The organism is Arthrobacter sp. RAF14, from assembly GCF_052114185.1.
In the GTDB taxonomy this organism is placed as follows: domain Bacteria; phylum Actinomycetota; class Actinomycetes; order Actinomycetales; family Micrococcaceae; genus Arthrobacter_E.
In genome coordinates this window covers 609052-626597 of sequence record NZ_JBFREG010000001.1, presented here as the reverse complement: position 1 = coordinate 626597, position 17546 = coordinate 609052, and the positions used below count along the sequence as shown (strand labels likewise).

The 17546-nt window shown below is 67.1% G+C and carries 15 protein-coding genes; 6 read left to right on the top strand and 9 right to left on the bottom strand.

The genetic code is table 11. The features are described 5' to 3' along the window. Nucleotides 1–287: 287 nt before the first annotated feature. Nucleotides 288–1058, top strand: coding sequence for an SGNH/GDSL hydrolase family protein (locus AB4Y75_RS02970; protein WP_441434394.1), 771 nt, complete (start codon nucleotides 288–290; stop codon nucleotides 1056–1058). A gap of 186 nt (nucleotides 1059–1244) precedes the next feature. Here the strand turns inward: AB4Y75_RS02970 and AB4Y75_RS02965 are convergent, their stop codons facing one another. The 7 genes from AB4Y75_RS02965 to AB4Y75_RS02935 all read right to left on the bottom strand — a co-directional run bounded on the left by AB4Y75_RS02965 (nucleotide 1245) and on the right by AB4Y75_RS02935 (nucleotide 8830). Further along, the gene (locus AB4Y75_RS02965) at nucleotides 1245–2954 is read right to left on the bottom strand and encodes a dipeptide ABC transporter ATP-binding protein (protein WP_441435250.1); all 1710 of its coding nucleotides are present in this window, start codon (nucleotides 2952–2954) and stop codon (nucleotides 1245–1247) included. Nucleotides 2955–2968: 14 nt separating this feature from the next. Continuing rightward, nucleotides 2969–3934, bottom strand: a complete 966-nt coding sequence (locus AB4Y75_RS02960; RefSeq protein ID WP_441434393.1) for an ABC transporter permease — start codon at nucleotides 3932–3934, stop codon at nucleotides 2969–2971. Then, nucleotides 3924–4853: an ABC transporter permease gene (locus AB4Y75_RS02955; protein WP_441434392.1), complete on the bottom strand. Its 930-nt coding sequence runs from the start codon at nucleotides 4851–4853 to the stop codon at nucleotides 3924–3926. Before AB4Y75_RS02955 ends, AB4Y75_RS02960 begins: the two co-directional genes overlap by 11 nt. 142 nt (nucleotides 4854–4995) lie before the next feature. Then, nucleotides 4996–6669, bottom strand: coding sequence for a peptide ABC transporter substrate-binding protein (locus AB4Y75_RS02950; protein ID WP_441434391.1), 1674 nt, complete (start codon nucleotides 6667–6669; stop codon nucleotides 4996–4998). Between the two features lie 294 nt (nucleotides 6670–6963). Beyond that, nucleotides 6964–7509 (bottom strand): MOSC domain-containing protein, encoded by a 546-nt coding sequence (locus AB4Y75_RS02945; protein ID WP_441434390.1) that lies wholly within the window; start codon nucleotides 7507–7509, stop codon nucleotides 6964–6966. Further along, on the bottom strand, nucleotides 7506–7721 hold the full coding sequence (locus AB4Y75_RS02940) for a hypothetical protein (protein WP_441434389.1): 216 nt from the start codon (nucleotides 7719–7721) through the stop codon (nucleotides 7506–7508). Before AB4Y75_RS02940 ends, AB4Y75_RS02945 begins: the two co-directional genes overlap by 4 nt. A 101-nt stretch (nucleotides 7722–7822) precedes the next feature. Further along, nucleotides 7823–8830, bottom strand: coding sequence for a helix-turn-helix domain-containing protein (locus AB4Y75_RS02935; protein WP_441434388.1), 1008 nt, complete (start codon nucleotides 8828–8830; stop codon nucleotides 7823–7825). 93 nt (nucleotides 8831–8923) lie between these two features. On the opposite strand from AB4Y75_RS02935, the gene AB4Y75_RS02930 reads away from it, so the two are divergent. Next, nucleotides 8924–9148, top strand: a complete 225-nt coding sequence (locus AB4Y75_RS02930) for a hypothetical protein (protein ID WP_441434387.1) — start codon at nucleotides 8924–8926, stop codon at nucleotides 9146–9148. Between the two features lie 36 nt (nucleotides 9149–9184). Then, nucleotides 9185–9892 (top strand): IclR family transcriptional regulator, encoded by a 708-nt coding sequence (locus AB4Y75_RS02925; protein WP_441434386.1) that lies wholly within the window; start codon nucleotides 9185–9187, stop codon nucleotides 9890–9892. A gap of 15 nt (nucleotides 9893–9907) precedes the next feature. Here the strand turns inward: AB4Y75_RS02925 and AB4Y75_RS02920 are convergent, their stop codons facing one another. After that, on the bottom strand, nucleotides 9908–11806 hold the full coding sequence (locus tag AB4Y75_RS02920; RefSeq protein ID WP_441434385.1) for an FAD-binding monooxygenase: 1899 nt from the start codon (nucleotides 11804–11806) through the stop codon (nucleotides 9908–9910). Nucleotides 11807–12096: 290 nt separating this feature from the next. Between AB4Y75_RS02920 and AB4Y75_RS02915 the strand changes: the two genes are divergently transcribed. Beyond that, the gene (locus tag AB4Y75_RS02915) at nucleotides 12097–13740 is read left to right on the top strand and encodes a thiamine pyrophosphate-binding protein (protein WP_441434384.1); all 1644 of its coding nucleotides are present in this window, start codon (nucleotides 12097–12099) and stop codon (nucleotides 13738–13740) included. Nucleotides 13741–13834: 94 nt separating this feature from the next. Here AB4Y75_RS02915 and AB4Y75_RS02910 read toward each other — a convergent pair whose 3' ends face one another. Continuing rightward, nucleotides 13835–15202, bottom strand: coding sequence for an MFS transporter (locus tag AB4Y75_RS02910; protein ID WP_441434383.1), 1368 nt, complete (start codon nucleotides 15200–15202; stop codon nucleotides 13835–13837). Nucleotides 15203–15354: 152 nt separating this feature from the next. Here AB4Y75_RS02910 and AB4Y75_RS02905 point away from each other — a divergent pair, with 152 nt between their 5' ends. After that, on the top strand, nucleotides 15355–16827 hold the full coding sequence (locus AB4Y75_RS02905; protein ID WP_441434382.1) for a fumarylacetoacetate hydrolase family protein: 1473 nt from the start codon (nucleotides 15355–15357) through the stop codon (nucleotides 16825–16827). Nucleotides 16828–16831: 4 nt separating this feature from the next. Further along, entirely contained in the window at nucleotides 16832–17509 is a 678-nt protein-coding gene (locus tag AB4Y75_RS02900) for a GntR family transcriptional regulator (protein ID WP_441434381.1), read from the top strand. Nucleotides 17510–17546: the final 37 nt, after the last annotated feature.

Here is a 17546-nt window from a genome sequence, read left to right as displayed (position 1 = left end):
TTTTCGACTCGTTTCAACGACGACAAGACAGTGAATTCCGTGCCCGCGGATCACTTGTCCAGCGACGGGGCACAAAGCAGGGGGAGGACACCACAGCCCTTCCACGACAATTCTACCGGTTGCGGCAAGGCCTGTCGGACAAGCCGGGAATCCCGGGCGACGTCGCCCCTCCGGAGCCGCGTGGAGGAGCCGGCCAGACGTGACCATTTCGATACGCCCAACGACTGGTCAAACCCTTTCATCGGGCCCCACACTGGTTCAAGGTCCCGACTCCTGTGAGGAACTCCTTGAACATCGCCTTCCGCCGCGCCGCGCTCTCCGCAGCCGCACTCGCCCTCGTGGCGGGCTCACTCGTCGTGAGCGAGAAGGCACCCCTCTCTCCCGCCCACAGCACTCCCGGCCAGGTGGCCGGGACTGGGGTGAGCGCCGGGCGGGGCACCGCCGTCGTCGCGCTGACGGGCCCGGACGGGGTCCGGCGGGGCACCGCGCTGCTGGTGGGCGACTCCCAGTCCGCGGGCGCCGCCGGGGTTCCCGGCGAGGAGACCTGGCCCCGGCGAGGGCTCGCCAGTCTGGGCTACTCGGTCACCTGGGTGGGCGCCGGCGGCACGGGCTACGCCGCGAGCCGGCCCCGCGCCGCGAATTACCTGCAGTCGTACCAGCAGGGCGCGTGGAAGCTTCCGCCGTTCGCCCCTGAACTGATCGTGTTCCAGGGCGGCGGCAACGACGCCGGTCAGGGCAAGCCGCTCCCCCAGGTTTCACAGAACGCCCGGCAGCTCGCGTATCTGATGCACCGCCGTTATCCCGGTTCCCGGATCGTGATGGTGGGGGTGCTTTCCCGCTCGGCGCACGACGGCGGAGGGCGGCGGCTGGTGGTCGACTCGCTCCTGGCGGGGACCGCCGAAGAGCTCAGGATCCCCTTCGTGGATCCCGGCGGCTGGGTGTCCGCCTACGGACTCGAGAACGAGATGGCCGACGGGGTGCACCTCAAGGCGAGCGGACACCGGCGCCTGACCCCGGTGTTCGCGGAGCATCTGTCCCAGGTGCTGGAAGGCCGCTGAGGTTCCAGAAGATCCGGCGCGCCGAGCGGTCGGCGGGTGATGCAGCCGCGCAGTCTGCATGGCGCGGACACCCGACACGAGCACGGGGACAATTGGGGAACATTCGGAATCAGAAAAGGACAGGGTCCCACCGTCTCCGGTGGGACCCTGTCCTTATTCTCCGTGCAGAGTTCTCAGTACAGGTCGTCAGGCGACCTCAGGCGGCAGGAGCAGCCGGGCGCCGGGGATGGCGTCGAGCAGCTTCTGCGTGTACTCCTGCTGCGGGTTCTCGAACACACTGTCCGTGGTCCCGGTCTCCACGAGCTTTCCGCGCTCCATGACGCAGACGTCGTCGGCGATCTGGCGGACCACCGCGAGGTCGTGCGTGATGAAGAGGTAGGTCAGACCCAGATCGGACTGCAGATTCGCGAGCAGGTTCAGCACCTGGTCCTGAACCAGCACGTCCAGAGCGGACACCGCCTCGTCACAGATGATCACTTCGGGATCCAGCGCGAGAGCACGGGCGATCGCCACACGCTGGCGCTGACCGCCGGAGAGCTCATTCGGGTACCGCCGCATCATGCTGGCGGGAAGGGCCACGGCGTCGAGCAGCTCGCGGACCTTCTTCTCACGGCTCGCCTTGTCCCCCACCTTGTGCACCCGAAGAGGTTCCTCGATGGTGCGGAAGATGTTGAACATCGGATCCAGGGACCCGTACGGGTCCTGGAAGATCGGCTGCACGCGACGACGGAACTTGAGCGCATCCGCACCCTTGAGGGTGCTGACGTCGACGCCGTCGAAGGAGATGTTGCCGGACGTGGGCGTCTCGAGACCCAGGACCATACGGGCCACGGTCGACTTGCCCGAGCCGGACTCACCGACCACGGCCGTGGTGGTGCCACGCATGACCTCGAAGCTGACCTTGTCCACCGCGGTGAAGTCGGTCTTACGGCCGAACGCACCTTCCCGGAGCTTGAAGACCTTGGTCAGATCCTTGATCTTGAGCACCGCATCCGGCTTGCCCTTCTCGTGGACCGTCTCGGAACCGCTGAGCAGCTCCTCGGATTCCAGACCGGCTTCCTTCGCCACCTGGATACGGCGTGACGCAAGCGACGGCGCCGCAGAGACCAGACGCTTGGTATAGGGGTGCTGCGGGTTGCGCAGCAGCTCCAGCGCAGGACCCGATTCCACGACCTGGCCCTTGTACATGACGACGACCTTCTGGGCGCGCTCAGCGGCAAGACCCAGATCGTGCGTGATGAGCAGGACAGCGGTGCCCAGCTCCTCGGTCATCTTCTCCAAGTGATCGAGGATCTGCCGCTGCACCGTCACGTCGAGAGCCGAGGTGGGCTCATCGGCGATCAGGAGGCGTGGCTGGCAGGACAGGCCGATGGCGATGAGGGCACGCTGGCGCATGCCACCCGAGAACTCGTGCGGATACTGCTTCGCACGACGTTCGGCGTCCGGGAGACCCGCGTTCGACAGCGCCTCAGCCACGTCCTTGGGTCCGCTCGGCAAGCCGTTGGCCTTGAGCGTCTCCTTGACCTGGAATCCGATCTTCCAGACCGGGTTCAGGTTGGACATGGGGTCCTGGGGAACCATTCCGATGGAGTTGCCCCGCAATTCGACCATGCGCTTTTCATCCACATGGGTGATGTCCTCACCATCGAAGATGATCTGCCCACCGGACACGCGACCGTTCTTGGCCAGCAGTCCGATGGCGGCCAGGGCGGAGGTGGACTTGCCCGAACCGGACTCGCCCACGATCGCCACAGTTTCGCCCGGCATCACGGTGAAGTTGACCTTGCGGACGGCCTTGGCCGTGCCGCCTGCGGTGGTGAATTCGATCTCCAGATCTTTGATCTCGAGGAGCGGACGGTCTTCCTGTCCGCCGGAGGTGTTCGGCACCTCATTCATGTTGATCTCCGGAGTCACTTCTTCCTCGCTTTGGGGTCAAGGGCGTCCCGCAGGGCGTCGCCGAGCATGATGAAGCTGAGCACGGTGATGCAAAGAGCTGCCGACGGGTACAGGAGCACCGAGGGGTTGGTCCTCAGCTGCGTCCGAGCATCCGAAATGGCCTGGCCCCAGGACAGCAGCTCTTGCGGGAGACCGATACCGAGGAAGGACAGCGTCGCCTCGGCCACGATGAAGGTTCCGAGGCTCACGGTGGCGACCACGATGATCGGCGCGAGCGAGTTAGGAATTGCGTGGCGGATGAGGGCGCCCCACTTACTGACGCCCAGTGCGGTGGAGGCGGTGATGTAATCCGCGTTCCGCACCGAGAGAACCGCGCCGCGGGTGATGCGAGCGATGTTCGGCCATCCGAGCACAGTCAGCACCGCGACCACGGAGAGGATTCCCTTATTTTCACGGAAGAGCGGCATCTGGAAGACCACCAGGGCACCGAGCACCAGAGGCAGGGCGAAGAAGATGTCACCCAGGCGGGCAAGCACCGAATCCACCCAGCCACCGAAGAAGCCGGCAATGGCACCCAGGGCTCCGCCGATGATGACCACGAAGATGGTGGTCAGGATGCCGACGGACACCGAGGCACGTGCGCCATAGATGGTCTTGGCATAGATGTCACAGCCCTGGCCATCGGTGCCGAAGAAGTGCGCACCGGACGGCCCCTGAAGGGCTGAACCGAGATCACAGAAGTTCGGCTTGCTGGGGTCAAGGGAGGTGAAGAGCTGGGGGAAGATCGAGACCACGGCGATCAAAAGGATCAGCACCGCCGAGACGATGAAGAGCGGCCGGGTCCGGAGATTGACCCAGGCCTCCTTCCACAGACTACTGGGGGCGGAGTCCGCCACCGAACTGTCGACGGCCGCAAGTGGCGTCTCGTCCAACGGGGCGACGTAGTGCTCGATCACGCGCGAGTTTTTCTTATTTGTCATAGCGAATCCTCGGATCAAGCCAGGCGTACAGCAGGTCGACGACCAGGTTGGAGATGACGAAGACCAGGACGAGGAGGCTCACGATGGCCACGATCGTCGGCCCCTCACCACGGATGATGGAGTTGTAGAGCTTTTGGCCGACACCGGGCACATTGAAGATGGCCTCGGTGACGATCGCGCCGCCCATGAGGTTGCCCAGGTCTGCACCCAGGAAGGTCACCACGGGGATGAGCGAGTTGCGCAGCACGTGCACGGTGATGACACGGCCACGGGACAGGCCCTTGGCCGTGGCCGTCCGGACATAGTCGGCGTCCATACCCTCCGCCACGGAGGTCCTGGTCAAACGCAGGACATAGGCGAAGGAGACGGAAGCAAGCACGATGGCCGGCAGAATCAGCGAGTTGAAGTCCACCGACGAACCCACGGTGGGCCGCGCCCAGCCGAGTTGCAGACCGATCACCAGCTGCAGGACGAAGCCGATGACGAAGGTCGGAACGGAGATCAGCAGCAGGGAGAAGACCAGCAGCGTCGCGTCGAAGACCTTTCCCTTGTTGAGGCCGGCGATGAGGCCCGCGACGATGCCGAAGACGGCTTCGATCACCAAGGCCATGATGGCCAGCTGGGCGGTCACCGGGTAGATCTGGGCGAGGATGTCGGCGATGGGGCGACCGGTGAAGTCCACCCCGAGGTTGAAGGAGAGCAGGTTCTTCAGGAACAGGAAGTACTGGACGAAGAAGGGCTGATCGAGGTTGTACTGCGCACGCAGCGCGTTGATGACGGCGTCTGAGGGCTGCTTGTCCCCGAACATGGCGCGGATGGGATCACCGGGGACCGCGAAGACCATGGCGTAGACGAGCAGCGTCACGCCGAAGAATACGGGGATGACCTGCAGGAGGCGTCGTCCTAGATAACGGAGCATGAGCGCCACCTGAACTTGATCGAAGTCGTGTTTTTCATATGAGGGGTTCTCCGTAGATGAACGCCAACAAGCGAGCGTAACCAGACAACAGCAGTCAGGTTACGCTCGCTCGCGGCGTTGGACTACATCAGATGATGGATTCCTACTTGTTCTTGGTGACCTTGTAGTACTCGATCACGCCGTGCCAGTCGGTCTCAACGTTGTTCACGCTGGTGCTCCAGCCGATGGGCTGGTTCTGGGACCACAGCGGGATGTTCGGGAGATCCTTGAACAGGATCTCCTGAGCCTTGTTGAAGATCTTGGCGCCATCTTCGGGGGTCTTGGCGGCTTCGCCTTCGAGGAGCAGCTTGTCGAACTCGGGGTTCGAGTACTTCTCGTAGTTGGAGCTGCCGTTGGTGCCGAGGGTCGGCTCCAGGAAGTTGTAGATCGACGGGTAGTCGGCCTGCCAGCCGGCACGGACGGCGCCGGTCAGCTTGCGGTTCAGACGGTCGTCCAGCATGGTGGCGAACTTGGGGTACGGCTTGCCTTCAGCCTTGATGCCCAGGTTGTTCTTCAGCTGGTTGGCGACGGCGTCGACCCATTCCTTGTTTCCGCCATCGGTGTTGTACGCGATGGTGAAGGACTTGGAGGAATCCCACGGCTTGATCTTGTCGGCCTGGGCCCACAGATCCTTGGCCTTGGCGGCGTCAAAGTTCAAGACATCGCTGCCCGGGATGTTCGCGTCATAGCCGAGCATGGACGGAACGGTGAATTCCTTGGCCGGCGTGCGGGTGTCGTGGAAGATCACCTTGGTGATCTGGGCACGGTCGATCGCGTGGGAGATGGCCTGGCGTCGGAGCGAACCGGCCTCACCCTGGAAGTCCGGCAGGTAGACCGGGATGTTCAGCGTGCCGTTGAGGGCGCTGGGCTTGTTCGCCGCGCGGCCGTCGAGGTCCTGCTGGAAGGTGGCCAGAGCGGTGGACGGGATGACGTCCAGCACGTCCAGGCTGTTGCCCTGGATGTCCGTGTAGGCGGCATCGGAGTTCGTGTAGAACGCGAAGGTCACGCCGCCGTTCTTGGCTTCACGCGGGCCCTTGTAGTCATCGTTCTTGACGAGGGCGATCTGCTTGTCATGCTGCCAAGCGTCGGCGCCGGCCATCTTGTACGGGCCGTTGCCGATGGGGTTCTGGCCGAACTTCTTGGGATCCTTCATCGCCTCCGAGGGAAGCGGGAAGAAGACGGTGTATCCGAGGCGCTGGGTCCAGTCGGACTCCGGCTGCTTCAGCTTGACGGTGAAGGTGGTGTCATCGACGACCTTCAGACCGGACATGGTCTGAGCCTTCGGGGCGGGCTTGGCGTTGTCGCCGGTGCCGGTGGTGGCGGAGACCGCGTCGTAGCCTTCGAGCGAGCTGAAGAAGCTGCCGTTGGACTGACCGTTGGTGCTCAGCGCCTCGAAGTTCCAGGAGTCCACGAAGGTCTTGGCCGTGATCGCTTCACCATTGGTGAACTTCTGACCCGACTTGATCTTGATGGTGTAGTTCTGCGAGTCGGAGGACTCGATCGAGTCGGCCAGCTCGTTCACGGTCTTGCCGCTGCTGTCGTAGCTGACGAGACCCGCGAACAGCAGATCAACCACGCGGCCACCGAAGACCTCGTTGGTCTGGCCGGGGAGCAACGGGTTCTGCGGCTCGTTGCTGTAAGCCCGCACGATGCCCTTCGGATCCGCATCGCCGCCGGTGGAGCCGCCACCATTGGTGCTGCCGCCGCCACACGCCGACAGAGCCAATGCAGCGATGACCGCCAGGCCCAGTGCCTTGGAAGTGCGCGAGAAACGCATTCCGCCTCCTTTGGAGTTCCTGAGTAGAGATGGGGAATCTCGCGGATTCCCATGAACGAGGTCCAGGACACACAGGTGTGACTTGGCCTACATAACGTGAAAGCTTAGCTTGATTTTGTCCACCCAGTGGGCATCCGTTGCCAAACCGTGATCCTCAGACCGCGCCTTTGTTACGCCCGCAAAGTCAGTTGACTTGATTGTCACCTCGAATGACGCAATGCGTCCCGGTGATGCTCCGCCTCCACGGCTCTTCCCGCTCCTTGTCGAAAGCGCAGTTCAGAGCCCTGGAACCGGTCAGACCCTGGTCAAGGGGAAGTGCTCCCCCTCCGGAAGCAGCACCTCGATGACATCTCCCGTGGTCAGCATCCCGCCTCGCGACACGATGCCCATCACCCCCGCGAGGCGGAGCGGACGGCCATCCGGATCCACCTTCAGAACCTGCTTGAGGAGCCCTGCCTGGAAGCCGTTGATCTGCTGACAGGGGTTCCGCAGGCCGGTCACCGTGACCACGGCCTCACCCATGACCAGCCGGGAACCGACCGGCAGGGAGAGCAGATCCACTCCCCTGGTGGTCAGGTTCTCGCCCAGTTCACCCGGGCGCACCGTGAAGCCCGCAGCACTCAGCGCATCGAAGAGTTCGGCATGAATCAGGTGCACTTGGCGAAGGTTCGGCTGGGAGGGATCCGCAGCCACCCGGGAGCGGTGCTGGACGGTCACGCCGCAATGGGCATCCCCCTCGACGCCCTGGCCTTCCAGGAGGCGGAGCGAATCCACGGTCTCCTTGGAGAAACCATGCACGGGGCTCAGATGCAGCGCTTCGAGGCGGGCGGCCCGGCTCATCCCTGAGCACCCCGTTCGTTCCCTCGGCGGTAGTTGCCCGTGGCCCGGGCCAGGAGCTGCTGCCGCCCTGCGTCATCCGCCCGGCCGAGGCGGGCGGCGAGTTCCTGAGCCCGGCGTCCGGCCACCGTCACCACCAGCCGCCCGCCACGGCGGATCAGGATCGTCCCGTCCTTGGTCTCGGTGTGGTCGAAGGGGTCATCGAGGAGGCTCACGTCACCAGCCTAGGGTGCGGTCGCCGGCCGCGGAAGGACTGCAAGGTGGGACCAGGCCGCACCGACGCCGGCCGGCAGCCCTCGGACCCGGCCCGGCCGCATCAGGCCTTCAGGAGTTCATCCGCCAAGGACGTCCGGCGATAGAAGACCTCTCGCCCCCGCCGGTACGCCTCCAGCAAGCGCGCGCCCGCAAGCACCTTGAGATGTTCGCTGACCGTGGCGGGCGAGATGTCCAGGTGCCGTGAAAGATGTTTGGTGGTCATGGGGATGTCCAGCTGAGCCAGCACGGCGGCCCGGGTGCCGCCCATGAGATCGGACAGTGCGCAGTCGTCACGGCCGCCGTCGCACGCTTCCCAGAGCGAACCCACACCACGCGGGGCGTAACTCACGGTCGGTGTATAGGGACGCGCGTTGAGGAGCACTGTGCCCGGCCAGGCGAAGACGCACGGGATCAGGATCAGGCCCGGTCCTGCCGCGTCGAAAGTGGTTTCACAGCCTGTGCCGGAGAAGACGTCGCAGCTCTTGCCCACGAAATCGAGCCCTTCGTCCACACGCAGCACCTGGGGGTGGAGGGTCTTGAGCACCTCGTCCAGTCCACCGCGGGAGAGCAAGCGGAGCCTGTAGTCGATGTCGGCCACCTGAAGTGCGTGGATGCGTTCCCAATGCGGCTCGACGGCGAGCTTCCAGATCCATTCGACGGCGTCACACAGTTCCTCCGTCACCCGGTGAGGATCGGCTTCGAAGGCATCCAGAATGGCCGGAGCGGCCTGGTGGTCCGCCACTGATCGGATGATCCGCATGTCGTGGAGCAACAGGTCCGCGTCCTGATTCAGCACCCGGTCCTTGCTGTCCTGGAAGCTCTCATCCCGGGACGGGGTGGGAGTCAGTCCGTCCAGGATGTGCCCGTTGGCCGTGATGAATGCCCGGAGCACCTCCCATTTCCTCGCCGCCCCGGGACTCGCGGTCAGGACCTCCTTGGACTCCGTGATCCACCGGCGGTGCATGGGAACGCCCTTGGCGAGTGTCAGCACCGAGGTGACCGCCTCCCACCAGGGCGAGACGCAGAATCGGATCCGGGTCAGGTCCGCCGGGGTCAGCTGCAGCAACATGGCTTGAGACTAATACCGGAGGTCCGTCGGCATCGATGATTCGGCGTGGGCCGAATCGAGGACCGCACGGAACGACCGGCGAACACTGGGGACATGTTCACCTCACCCCTCCCCGTCAGCCCGTCCCTCCGCCGCCGCCTGCTCCCGTCCCTCGCCCGCCTCCTCCCCCGGCGCCCTGTGCCGCGGCCGCTCTCCCCGTGCGAACTGGATCGCCTCCGCGACCGGCTGGAGCTGGAGCACCGGGCCCGGAAGGAGGCCGAGGCGGTCCGCCGGGACATCGACCTGGCCCGCACCCAGGCCCACACCATCATCCGCTGACCGCTCTCAGGCGACCGCTGTTCTACTATCGAACATGTGAGCGCTACGAGTACGCCGGGATCTCAGACCCTCAGCCGCGGTATCCGCCTGCTGGAGATCATCGCCGCGTCGGAACAGCCTCCGACCATCGCGGAGCTCGCCGAATCACTGGGGGTCCACCGGTCCGTCGCGTACCGGCTCCTCGTCACCCTGGAGAGCCACGGTCTGGTCTCCCGGGACGCCTCCGGACGGCTCCTCCTCGGCGCCGGCCTGGCGGCCCTGGCCGCCGGGGTGTCACGGGATCTGCAACAGGCGGCGTTGCCGGAGCTCAACGCCGTCGCCAATGAACTCGGGATGACGTGCCTTCTGGCCGTCCAGCTGGACCACGAGGAGGCGGTCACCCTGATCAGCGCCTCTCCGCGGCAGACGGTGGCCGTGGTCTCCTACCGGCCGGGCCACCGCCACCCGATCACGCGCGGCGGCCCCGGGAAGGCCATCCTCCTGTCCCTCCCGGCGGAGGCATGGCCGGACGACGTCGACGAGCCGCTCCGGGACGAGATCGCCCTCAGCCGCCGTCGCGGCTATGCGCTCAGTCACGACGAGGTGGTCCCCTCCCTCTGGTCCGTGGCGGTCCCGCTCACGCTCCCGGGCCAGCCGCCCGCCTCGATCGCGGTCATCCACGTCTCGCTCCCCCACGACGAGGAACGGATCGCCGAACGGCTCACGGCAGCCGGCGGGAAGATCACGCGCGCCTACGGGGCCTGACGACCGCCGACGCCGTCAGGCGCGGGGCGCCCTCAGGGTCGCCTCCGCGAAGAACCCGGCCAGCTCCTCCCGGGCCGCGAGCGGCAGCACCTGGGCGACGTACTGGTCCGGCCGCACCACCACGACGACGCCGTCCCGATCGATGCCCCTGGCGTCGAAGATGTCATCCCCGGGGTCCGCCGCGTAGACCTTCTCATAATCGACGACCTGGAACGGTCCCGTGCGGGGCAGGAAGACCTCCGGCACGGAGGTGATGTCGATGTCCAGGTGCGGCTGCTGGTAGATCACCTTGGCGTCGAACCAGGCATCCCGGTCGAGGCCCGCCGGAGTGGTGGCCAGAGGCGAGTCCGGGGACTCCGCGAGCCAAGCTCCCAGCGCGGCCGTCCCGGACGCCGGGTCCAGGCCGTCACGCCCGGCGAAGACGTAGACACGCCATCGGCCATCGGCCCGGGCGTGGTGGCCCAGATGCACCGGATTGCCGTCGCACACCCGGGTGACCGCATGGGACTTGAACCGTTTGCCGAGCGGGAAGCCCTCGGCCAGATCCTGGTGCTCCCGTGAGCCGACGATCAGGGACGGGGCGTACTCGGTCATGAACCCGGCCGGGAACTCGGCGGTCTGGACGTAGAAGCGCTCGAGTTCAGCGGGGTCGGCCATCTCGTCCGGCCGGGCCGCCATGAGGCTGGACCATTCCTTGTCGAAGTCGATGAGGTTCTGCGCCACCACCTGGCGCTCGGCGGAGTAGGTGTCGAGCAGGGAGAGCGGAGCCCGGCCCTCCAGGACGTGACCGAGCTTCCAGCCCAGGTTGAAGCCGTCCTGGATGGAGACATTCATTCCCTGCCCGGCCTTGGCGCTGTGCGTGTGGCACGCATCCCCCATGATGAACACCCGCGGCGTGCGGACGCCGGCCTCCTCGGCGGGGACGTCGTCGAAGCGGTCCGTCACGCGGTGCCCCACCTCGTACACACTCCGCCAGGCGACGTGCCGGACGGACAGGGTGTAGGGGTGCAGGATCTGGTTGGCGCGGCGTTCGACCTCCTCCTGGCTGGTCAGACGGACCTTGCCCGAGTCGTCGTGCGGCACTTCGCCGAGGTCCACGTACATGCGGAAGAGATGATTCCCTTCGCGCGGAATGTGAAGGATGCTGCCGCCGTCGTGCGACTGGATGGCGCATTTGCGGCGGATGTCCGGGAAGTCGGTGTCGGCCAGCACGTCCATGACGCCCCAGGCATGGAATGCCTGGTCTCCCACGGGCTTGCGCCCGATGGCCTCCCGCACCTTGCTCCGGGCGCCGTCGCCGCCCACCACGAACTTGGCCCGGACCACCCGCTCGGTCCCTTCGTCTTCACCGGCCGTGCGCCGCAGGGAGACGGCGACCGGGTGCTCGCCGCCGTCGTGGTCGATCTCAAGACCGACGAACTCCCAGCCGTAGTCCGGCCGGTTGCGCGTGGGCGAGTTCTTCATGAATTCGAGGAAGTAGTCCTGTACCCGGGCCTGGTTGACGATCAGGTGCGGGAATTCGCTGACTCCGCTGGGGTCGTCCGGAGCCACCGCGGTGCGGATGATGTCGCCCGGCTTCTCGGGGTCCGGCTTCCAGAAGGCCATCTCGGTGATGCGGTACGCCTCTTCCGTGATCCGGTTGGCGAAACCGAAGGCCTGGAACGTCTCGACGCTGCGAGCCTGGATCCCGTCTGCCTGGCCCACCTCCAGGCGGCCCGGGCGGCGCTCGATGATGCGGGTGGTGACGTCCGCGAACTGGGACAGCTGCGCCGCGAGCGTGATCCCCGCCGGGCCCGTGCCGACGATGAGGACGTCCATCTCGTCCGGCAGTTCGTCCGGACGGTCCAGCCCGACGCCGTCGGCAGGCTGGACCCGCGGATCGCCGGAAACGTACCCATGATGGTGGAACTGCACGGTGGATCTCCTCACGTCGCTGTGTGGTGACGGGCGTCGCCGATCGTCAAAGTTCGATAATCGAATTCCAAATTCCTTTATCGAATGATGTGAGCATAGCCGTCCCGCGGAGGCTCGACAAGAGAACGTATACGATCCTGAATCTTCGGTATGATATGTGACGTCCGGCACAGCCCGCCCCACGGGGCTACCGTGCCCGGTGCCCGAAAAAGGGGCACGAAGCCGTGCGGACAGCACGCGCGAGACACATACGGAATCCATGTCTCCGTCATGTCTCGAAAGGCACGATCATGCCCACTGTCTCCCAGCACGTCGCCATCGCACTCTCCCGGCACATCGACCAGGTCTTCGGCCTGATGGGCAACGGGAACGCCTACTTCCTGGACGCGATCCTGCGCGATACCGACGCCGCCTTCACCGCCGTGCGTCACGAGGCCGGCGCGGTGGTGGCCGCGGATGCCCACTACCGGGCGTCCGGCCGCATCGCCGCAGCCACCACGACCTACGGCGCCGGCTTCACCAACACCCTCACCGCGCTGGCGGAATCGGCCCAGGCCCGTATCCCGCTGGTGCTGATCGTCGGGGACGAGCCGACCTCCGGGCCGCGCCCCTGGGGCGTGGACCAGATCGCCCTCGCCTCCGCCGTGGGAGTCCGCACCTACACCGCCGGACGCCTCGACGCCGCCGCGAGCACCATCATCGCGATCGAACACGCCCTCGCCTACCGGGTGCCGGTGGTGCTCGCCATCCCCTACGACGTGCCCACGCTGGAAGCCGGCGAGGTCCCGGCGACTCCCCCACTCCGCCTTCCGCAGGCCGTCGAACCCGCACCCTTCACCCAGGCCGCCATCGCCCGCGTGGCCGAGACGCTCGCCCACGCGGAACGGCCATTCCTGCTCGCCGGACGCGGAGCGCACCTGGCGGGCGCCGGCCCCGCGCTCGGGGCACTCGCGGAGGCCACCGGAGCCGTCACCGCCTCCAGCGCGCTCGGCCGCGGGCTCTTCCCGGACGAGCGCTACGACCTCGGCGTGACCGGCGGCTTCGGAGCACCCGGGGCCATGGAGCTCATCCGGGAGGCCGACGTCGCGATCGTGTTCGGGGCGTCGCTGAATCCCTTCACCATGCGGTTCGGCGAGCTCTTCTCCCCCGGGACCCGCGTGGTGCAGGTGGACATCGCCCCCGCCGCCACGCATCCCCGGGTGGGCGACTACCTGCAGGGCGACGCCCGGCTGATCGCCGAAGCGCTCACCACGGCGCTGGACGGATCCCGGCCTTCCGGATGGCGGGAGACCCTGGACGTCGCCGCACTCCGCGAGCAGGAACCGGGAGAGCCGGACCTGGCCGACGGACGGCTGGATCCCCGCCTGGTGGCGGCCCGGATCGCCGAACTGCTGCCGGAGGACCGGATCGTGGTCAGCGACGGCGGGCACTTCATCGCCTGGGCCAACATGTTCTGGCCGGTGGCCTCTCCGTCCCGCATGATCATGATCGGGACCGCCTATCAGTCGATCGGGCTGGGCTTCCCGAGCGTCGCGGGCGCAGCCCAGGCGGACCCGGACGCCACGATCGTTCTGACCACGGGCGACGGCGGCGGGCTCATGGCGCTGTCCGATCTGGAGACGGCGGTCCGGACCGCCGGCGGACGAGGACTCTGCGTGGTGTGGAACGACGGCGCGTACGGCGCCGAAGTCAACCTCTACGGGCTCAAGGGCCTGGCTGAGGACCCCATGCTCATCCCGGATGTGGACTTCGCCGCTCTGGGCCGGTCCGTGGGCGCCGAGGGCGTGATCGTGCGGCGGCTCGAGGATCTGGACCGGCTGGTCGAGTGGGCTTCCCGTCCGGCGGGAGAGCGGCCCTTCCTGCTGCTCGACCTGCGGATCTCACGCTCGGTGATCGCGCCGTATCAGCACGAGGTCATCCGGGTGAACAGCTGAGGCGCCCGGCCGCCGTCGTCGTTCAGTCTGCGGTTTCTCGGGAATCCTCAGGGTTCTCACCGGAGAATTCGCAGACTGAACGACGGCGCTCGCCTCACCGCTGCCAGGCGTAGACACCGCGCGACTGCTCGTCCTCCGCTGCCGGGCTGAGGTCGAAGCCCCGCCGGTCCCGCAGCAGGAGGGTGGCGAGCAGTCCCACCACCGTCATCGCCAGGAGATACCAGGTGACGGACTGCGAGGTTCCGGTGGTCTGCTGGAGCCACGCGGCGATGGTCGGGGCGAAAGCGCCGCCCACGATCGCGCCGATGGCATAGGAGATGGAGACGCCCGAGAAACGCACCGAGGCGGGGAACATCTCCGAATACCAGGCGGACTGCGGCCCGTACGTGAACCCGAGGCCGAGCGTGAGCAGGATGAGCCCCAGCGCGAGCAGGCCGGGTTCCCCGGTGTTGACCAGCGGGAACAGGGCCAGCACGGCGGAGCCCTGCAGGACCCAGCCGATCAGGTAGGTGTTCCTCCGCCCGATCCGGTCGCTCAGCCAGCCCGCCACGAAAGTGGACACGAGCCAGCTCACCGAGGACGCCGTGACGGCCCAGAGCACCGAGCCGCGGTCCAGGCCGACAGGCCCGTCCGGATTGGTGGCGTAGTTCTGCACATAGCCACCGGTGGTCATGTAGCCCGCGGCGTTGTTCCCGGCGAACACCAGGGCGGCCAGGAGGACCAGCGGGGTGTACCGGGCGAACAGCCGCACCACCGGCATCCCGGTCTGTTCCTTGCGCGCGGCGATCTCGGTGAAGACCGGACTCTCCTCCACCCGGCGCCGCACCCAGTACCCCACCAGGATCAGGACCACGGAGAAGAGGAACGGAATGCGCCAGCCCCAGGTGAGGAAGGCCTCGCCCGGGAAGAGCGCGTTCATGATCGCGAGCATGGCGCTCGCCAGGAGGAGCCCGATCGGCACGCCGATCTGCGGCATGGCCCCGTAGAGCCCCCGGCGATCGCGCGGGGCGTGCTCCACGGCCATGAGCACCGCGCCGCCCCACTCGCCACCGGCCGAGATCCCTTGCAGGATCCGCAGGACGATCAGGAGCACCGGCGCCAGCATCCCGGCCTGCGCGTACCCCGGGAGCAGGCCGATGAGCACGGTCGAGGCGCCCATGAGGATCAGGGTCACCACCAGGACGATCCGCCGTCCGTACTTGTCACCGAAGTGACCGGCCAGGAACGCGCCGAGCGGGCGGAAGAGGAAGCTGATGCCCACCGTGAGGAAGGCCAGGATGGTCCCGATCCCCTTGCCGGCGGGTTCGAAGAACAGCTGCCCGAAGACGAGCCCCGCGGCGGAGGCGTAAATGAAGTAGTCGTACCACTCGACGGTGGTCCCGACGACGGTGGCGAAGAGGACCCTCCGGCGGTCCGTCATGGACGCTTCCGGGCGGGTGAGGACAGGGGGTTTCTCGTTCATCTGGCGCTCCAGGGTGCGAGTCGGGGCGATGCACCATCGCATTGCTCCAGAAAATATACGATTTCAGATATGACCTGACAACCCCCTTGTTTCGGCGCTCAGATCGTATATGATCTGGTGTACGACCCCAGTCAGCGAGCGAAGGGACCCCCGTGCCGACCAAGGATTCCACGCCACTTCAGGTGACCCCCGGCAAGATCATCGCCGTCCACCTGAGCTATGCCTCGCGCGCCGCGCAGCGTGGCCGGACGCCCGCCGCCCCCTCCTACTTCCTCAAGCCCTCCAGTTCCCTGGCGGCCTCCGGCAGCAGTGTGGAGCGCCCCGCCGGCACCGAGCTGCTGGCCTTCGAAGGCGAGATCGCCCTGGTGATCGGCGAGGCGGCGCGCAACGTCCCCGTGGAGCAGGCGTGGGGTCACGTCGCCTGGGTCACCGCCTCCAACGACTGGGGCCTGTACGACCTCCGGGCCAATGACAAGGGCTCCAACCTCCGCAACAAGAGCCGGGACGGCTACACGCCCGTGGGCCCCGGGCTCATCGACGCCCGCGCCGTGGAGCCCGCCGCCCTCCGGGTCAGGGCCTGGCGCAATGGCGAGCTGGTCCAGGACGACGGCTCGGGCGCCATGATCTTCCCGTTCGCGCAGCTCATCGCCGATCTCTCGCAGCACCTCACGCTCGAAACCGGGGATCTGATCCTCACCGGCACCCCGGCCGGGTCATCCGTGGCCGTGCCCGGCGATGTCGTGGAGATCGAGGTGGACGCGCCCACTGTCGACGGCGCGCCGTCCAGCGGACGCCTCGTCTCCCACGTCGTCGAAGGCCCCGGCGCCTTCGACCCCGCACTCGGCTCACTCCCCTCCGTGGACGACCACCAGCGCGAGGAGGCCTGGGGGTCCCGCGAGGCCGCCGGTCTCGGCGAGCCAGGCCCCGCGCTCTCCCCCGAGCTGCGAGCCAAACTGCTGGAGACCCCGGTGGCGGGCCTGTCTCAGCAGCTGCGCAAGCGCGGCCTCGACAATGTCGCGATCGACGGCGTGCGGCCCTCGGTGCCCGGCACCAAGATGGTGGGCACGGCGAAGACGCTGCGCTTCGTCCCGAACCGCGAGGACCTCTTCCGCAGCCACGGCGGCGGCTTCAACGCCCAGAAGCGCGTTTTCGACACCGTCGCCGAAGGTGAGGTGATCGTCATCGAGGCCCGCGGCGAGCGTGGCTCCGGCACTCTCGGGGATGTGCTCGCGCTCCGGGCCCAGGTCCGCGGAGCGGCCGGCGTCGTGACCGACGGCGGCGTGCGGGATTACGTCACCGTGGCGGAGACCGGCCTTCCGGTCTTCAGCCAGGGCCCCCACCCCGCGGTGCTCGGGCGCAAGCACGTGCCCTGGGACAGCGACCTCACCATCTCCTGCGGCGGCGCCACCGTGCAGCCCGGGGACATCATCGTCGGCGACGACGACGGCGTGATCGTCCTGCCGCCGTCGCTCGCCGAAGAGGTGGCTGACGCCGCCCTGGCCCAGGAGGCCGAGGACGCCTGGATCGCGCGGCAGGTGGCCGCCGGACATCCCGTGGACGGCCTGTTCCCGCTGAATGCCGAGTGGCGGGCACGCTTCGAGGCCGACCGCGGAACGGGAGAATGAGGTCATGAGCAGCACCGTCACCTCCCTCAGCAAGTCCCAGATCGCCTACGAGTGGATCCGCGAGCGCATCGCGCGCCACGAGTTCGGGCCCGGTTACCGGCTGGTGCTCGGTTCCATCGCCTCCTCCCTGGACATGAGCGTGGTCCCCGTCCGTGAGGCCGTCCGGCGGCTGGAGGCCGAGGGGCTCGTGGAGTTCGAACGCAACGTCGGCGCCCGGGTGACCCTGGTGGACGAGCAGGAGTACGTCCACACCATGCAGACCCTGGGGGTCGTGGAGGGCGTCGCCACCTCGCTGTCCGCACCGCGTCTCGCCCCGGCGGACCTGGACCGCGCCGCCGAGATGAACGAACGCCTGCGCCGGCTCCTGGACGACTTCGACCCGCACCTCTTCACGGTGGTGAACCAGCAGTTCCACACCGTGCTGTTCGAACCGTGCCCGAACCCTCACATCCTGGACCTGGTCCACCGGGGCTGGGCCCGCATGGCCGGAGTCCGCGACTCCACCTTCTCCTTCATCCCCGGCCGTGCCCGCGAATCGGTGGAGGAGCATGACCGCATCATCGAACTCATCCGGAGCGGCGCCGACCCGCTCGACATCGAGATGGCCGCCCGCAACCACCGCTGGGCCACGATGAACGCCTACCTCGCCCAGCGCCACCCCGGCGACGGGCCCACCGCCTGAGCACCCATCCGGGTGCCACGATCACATCCTTGGAGGA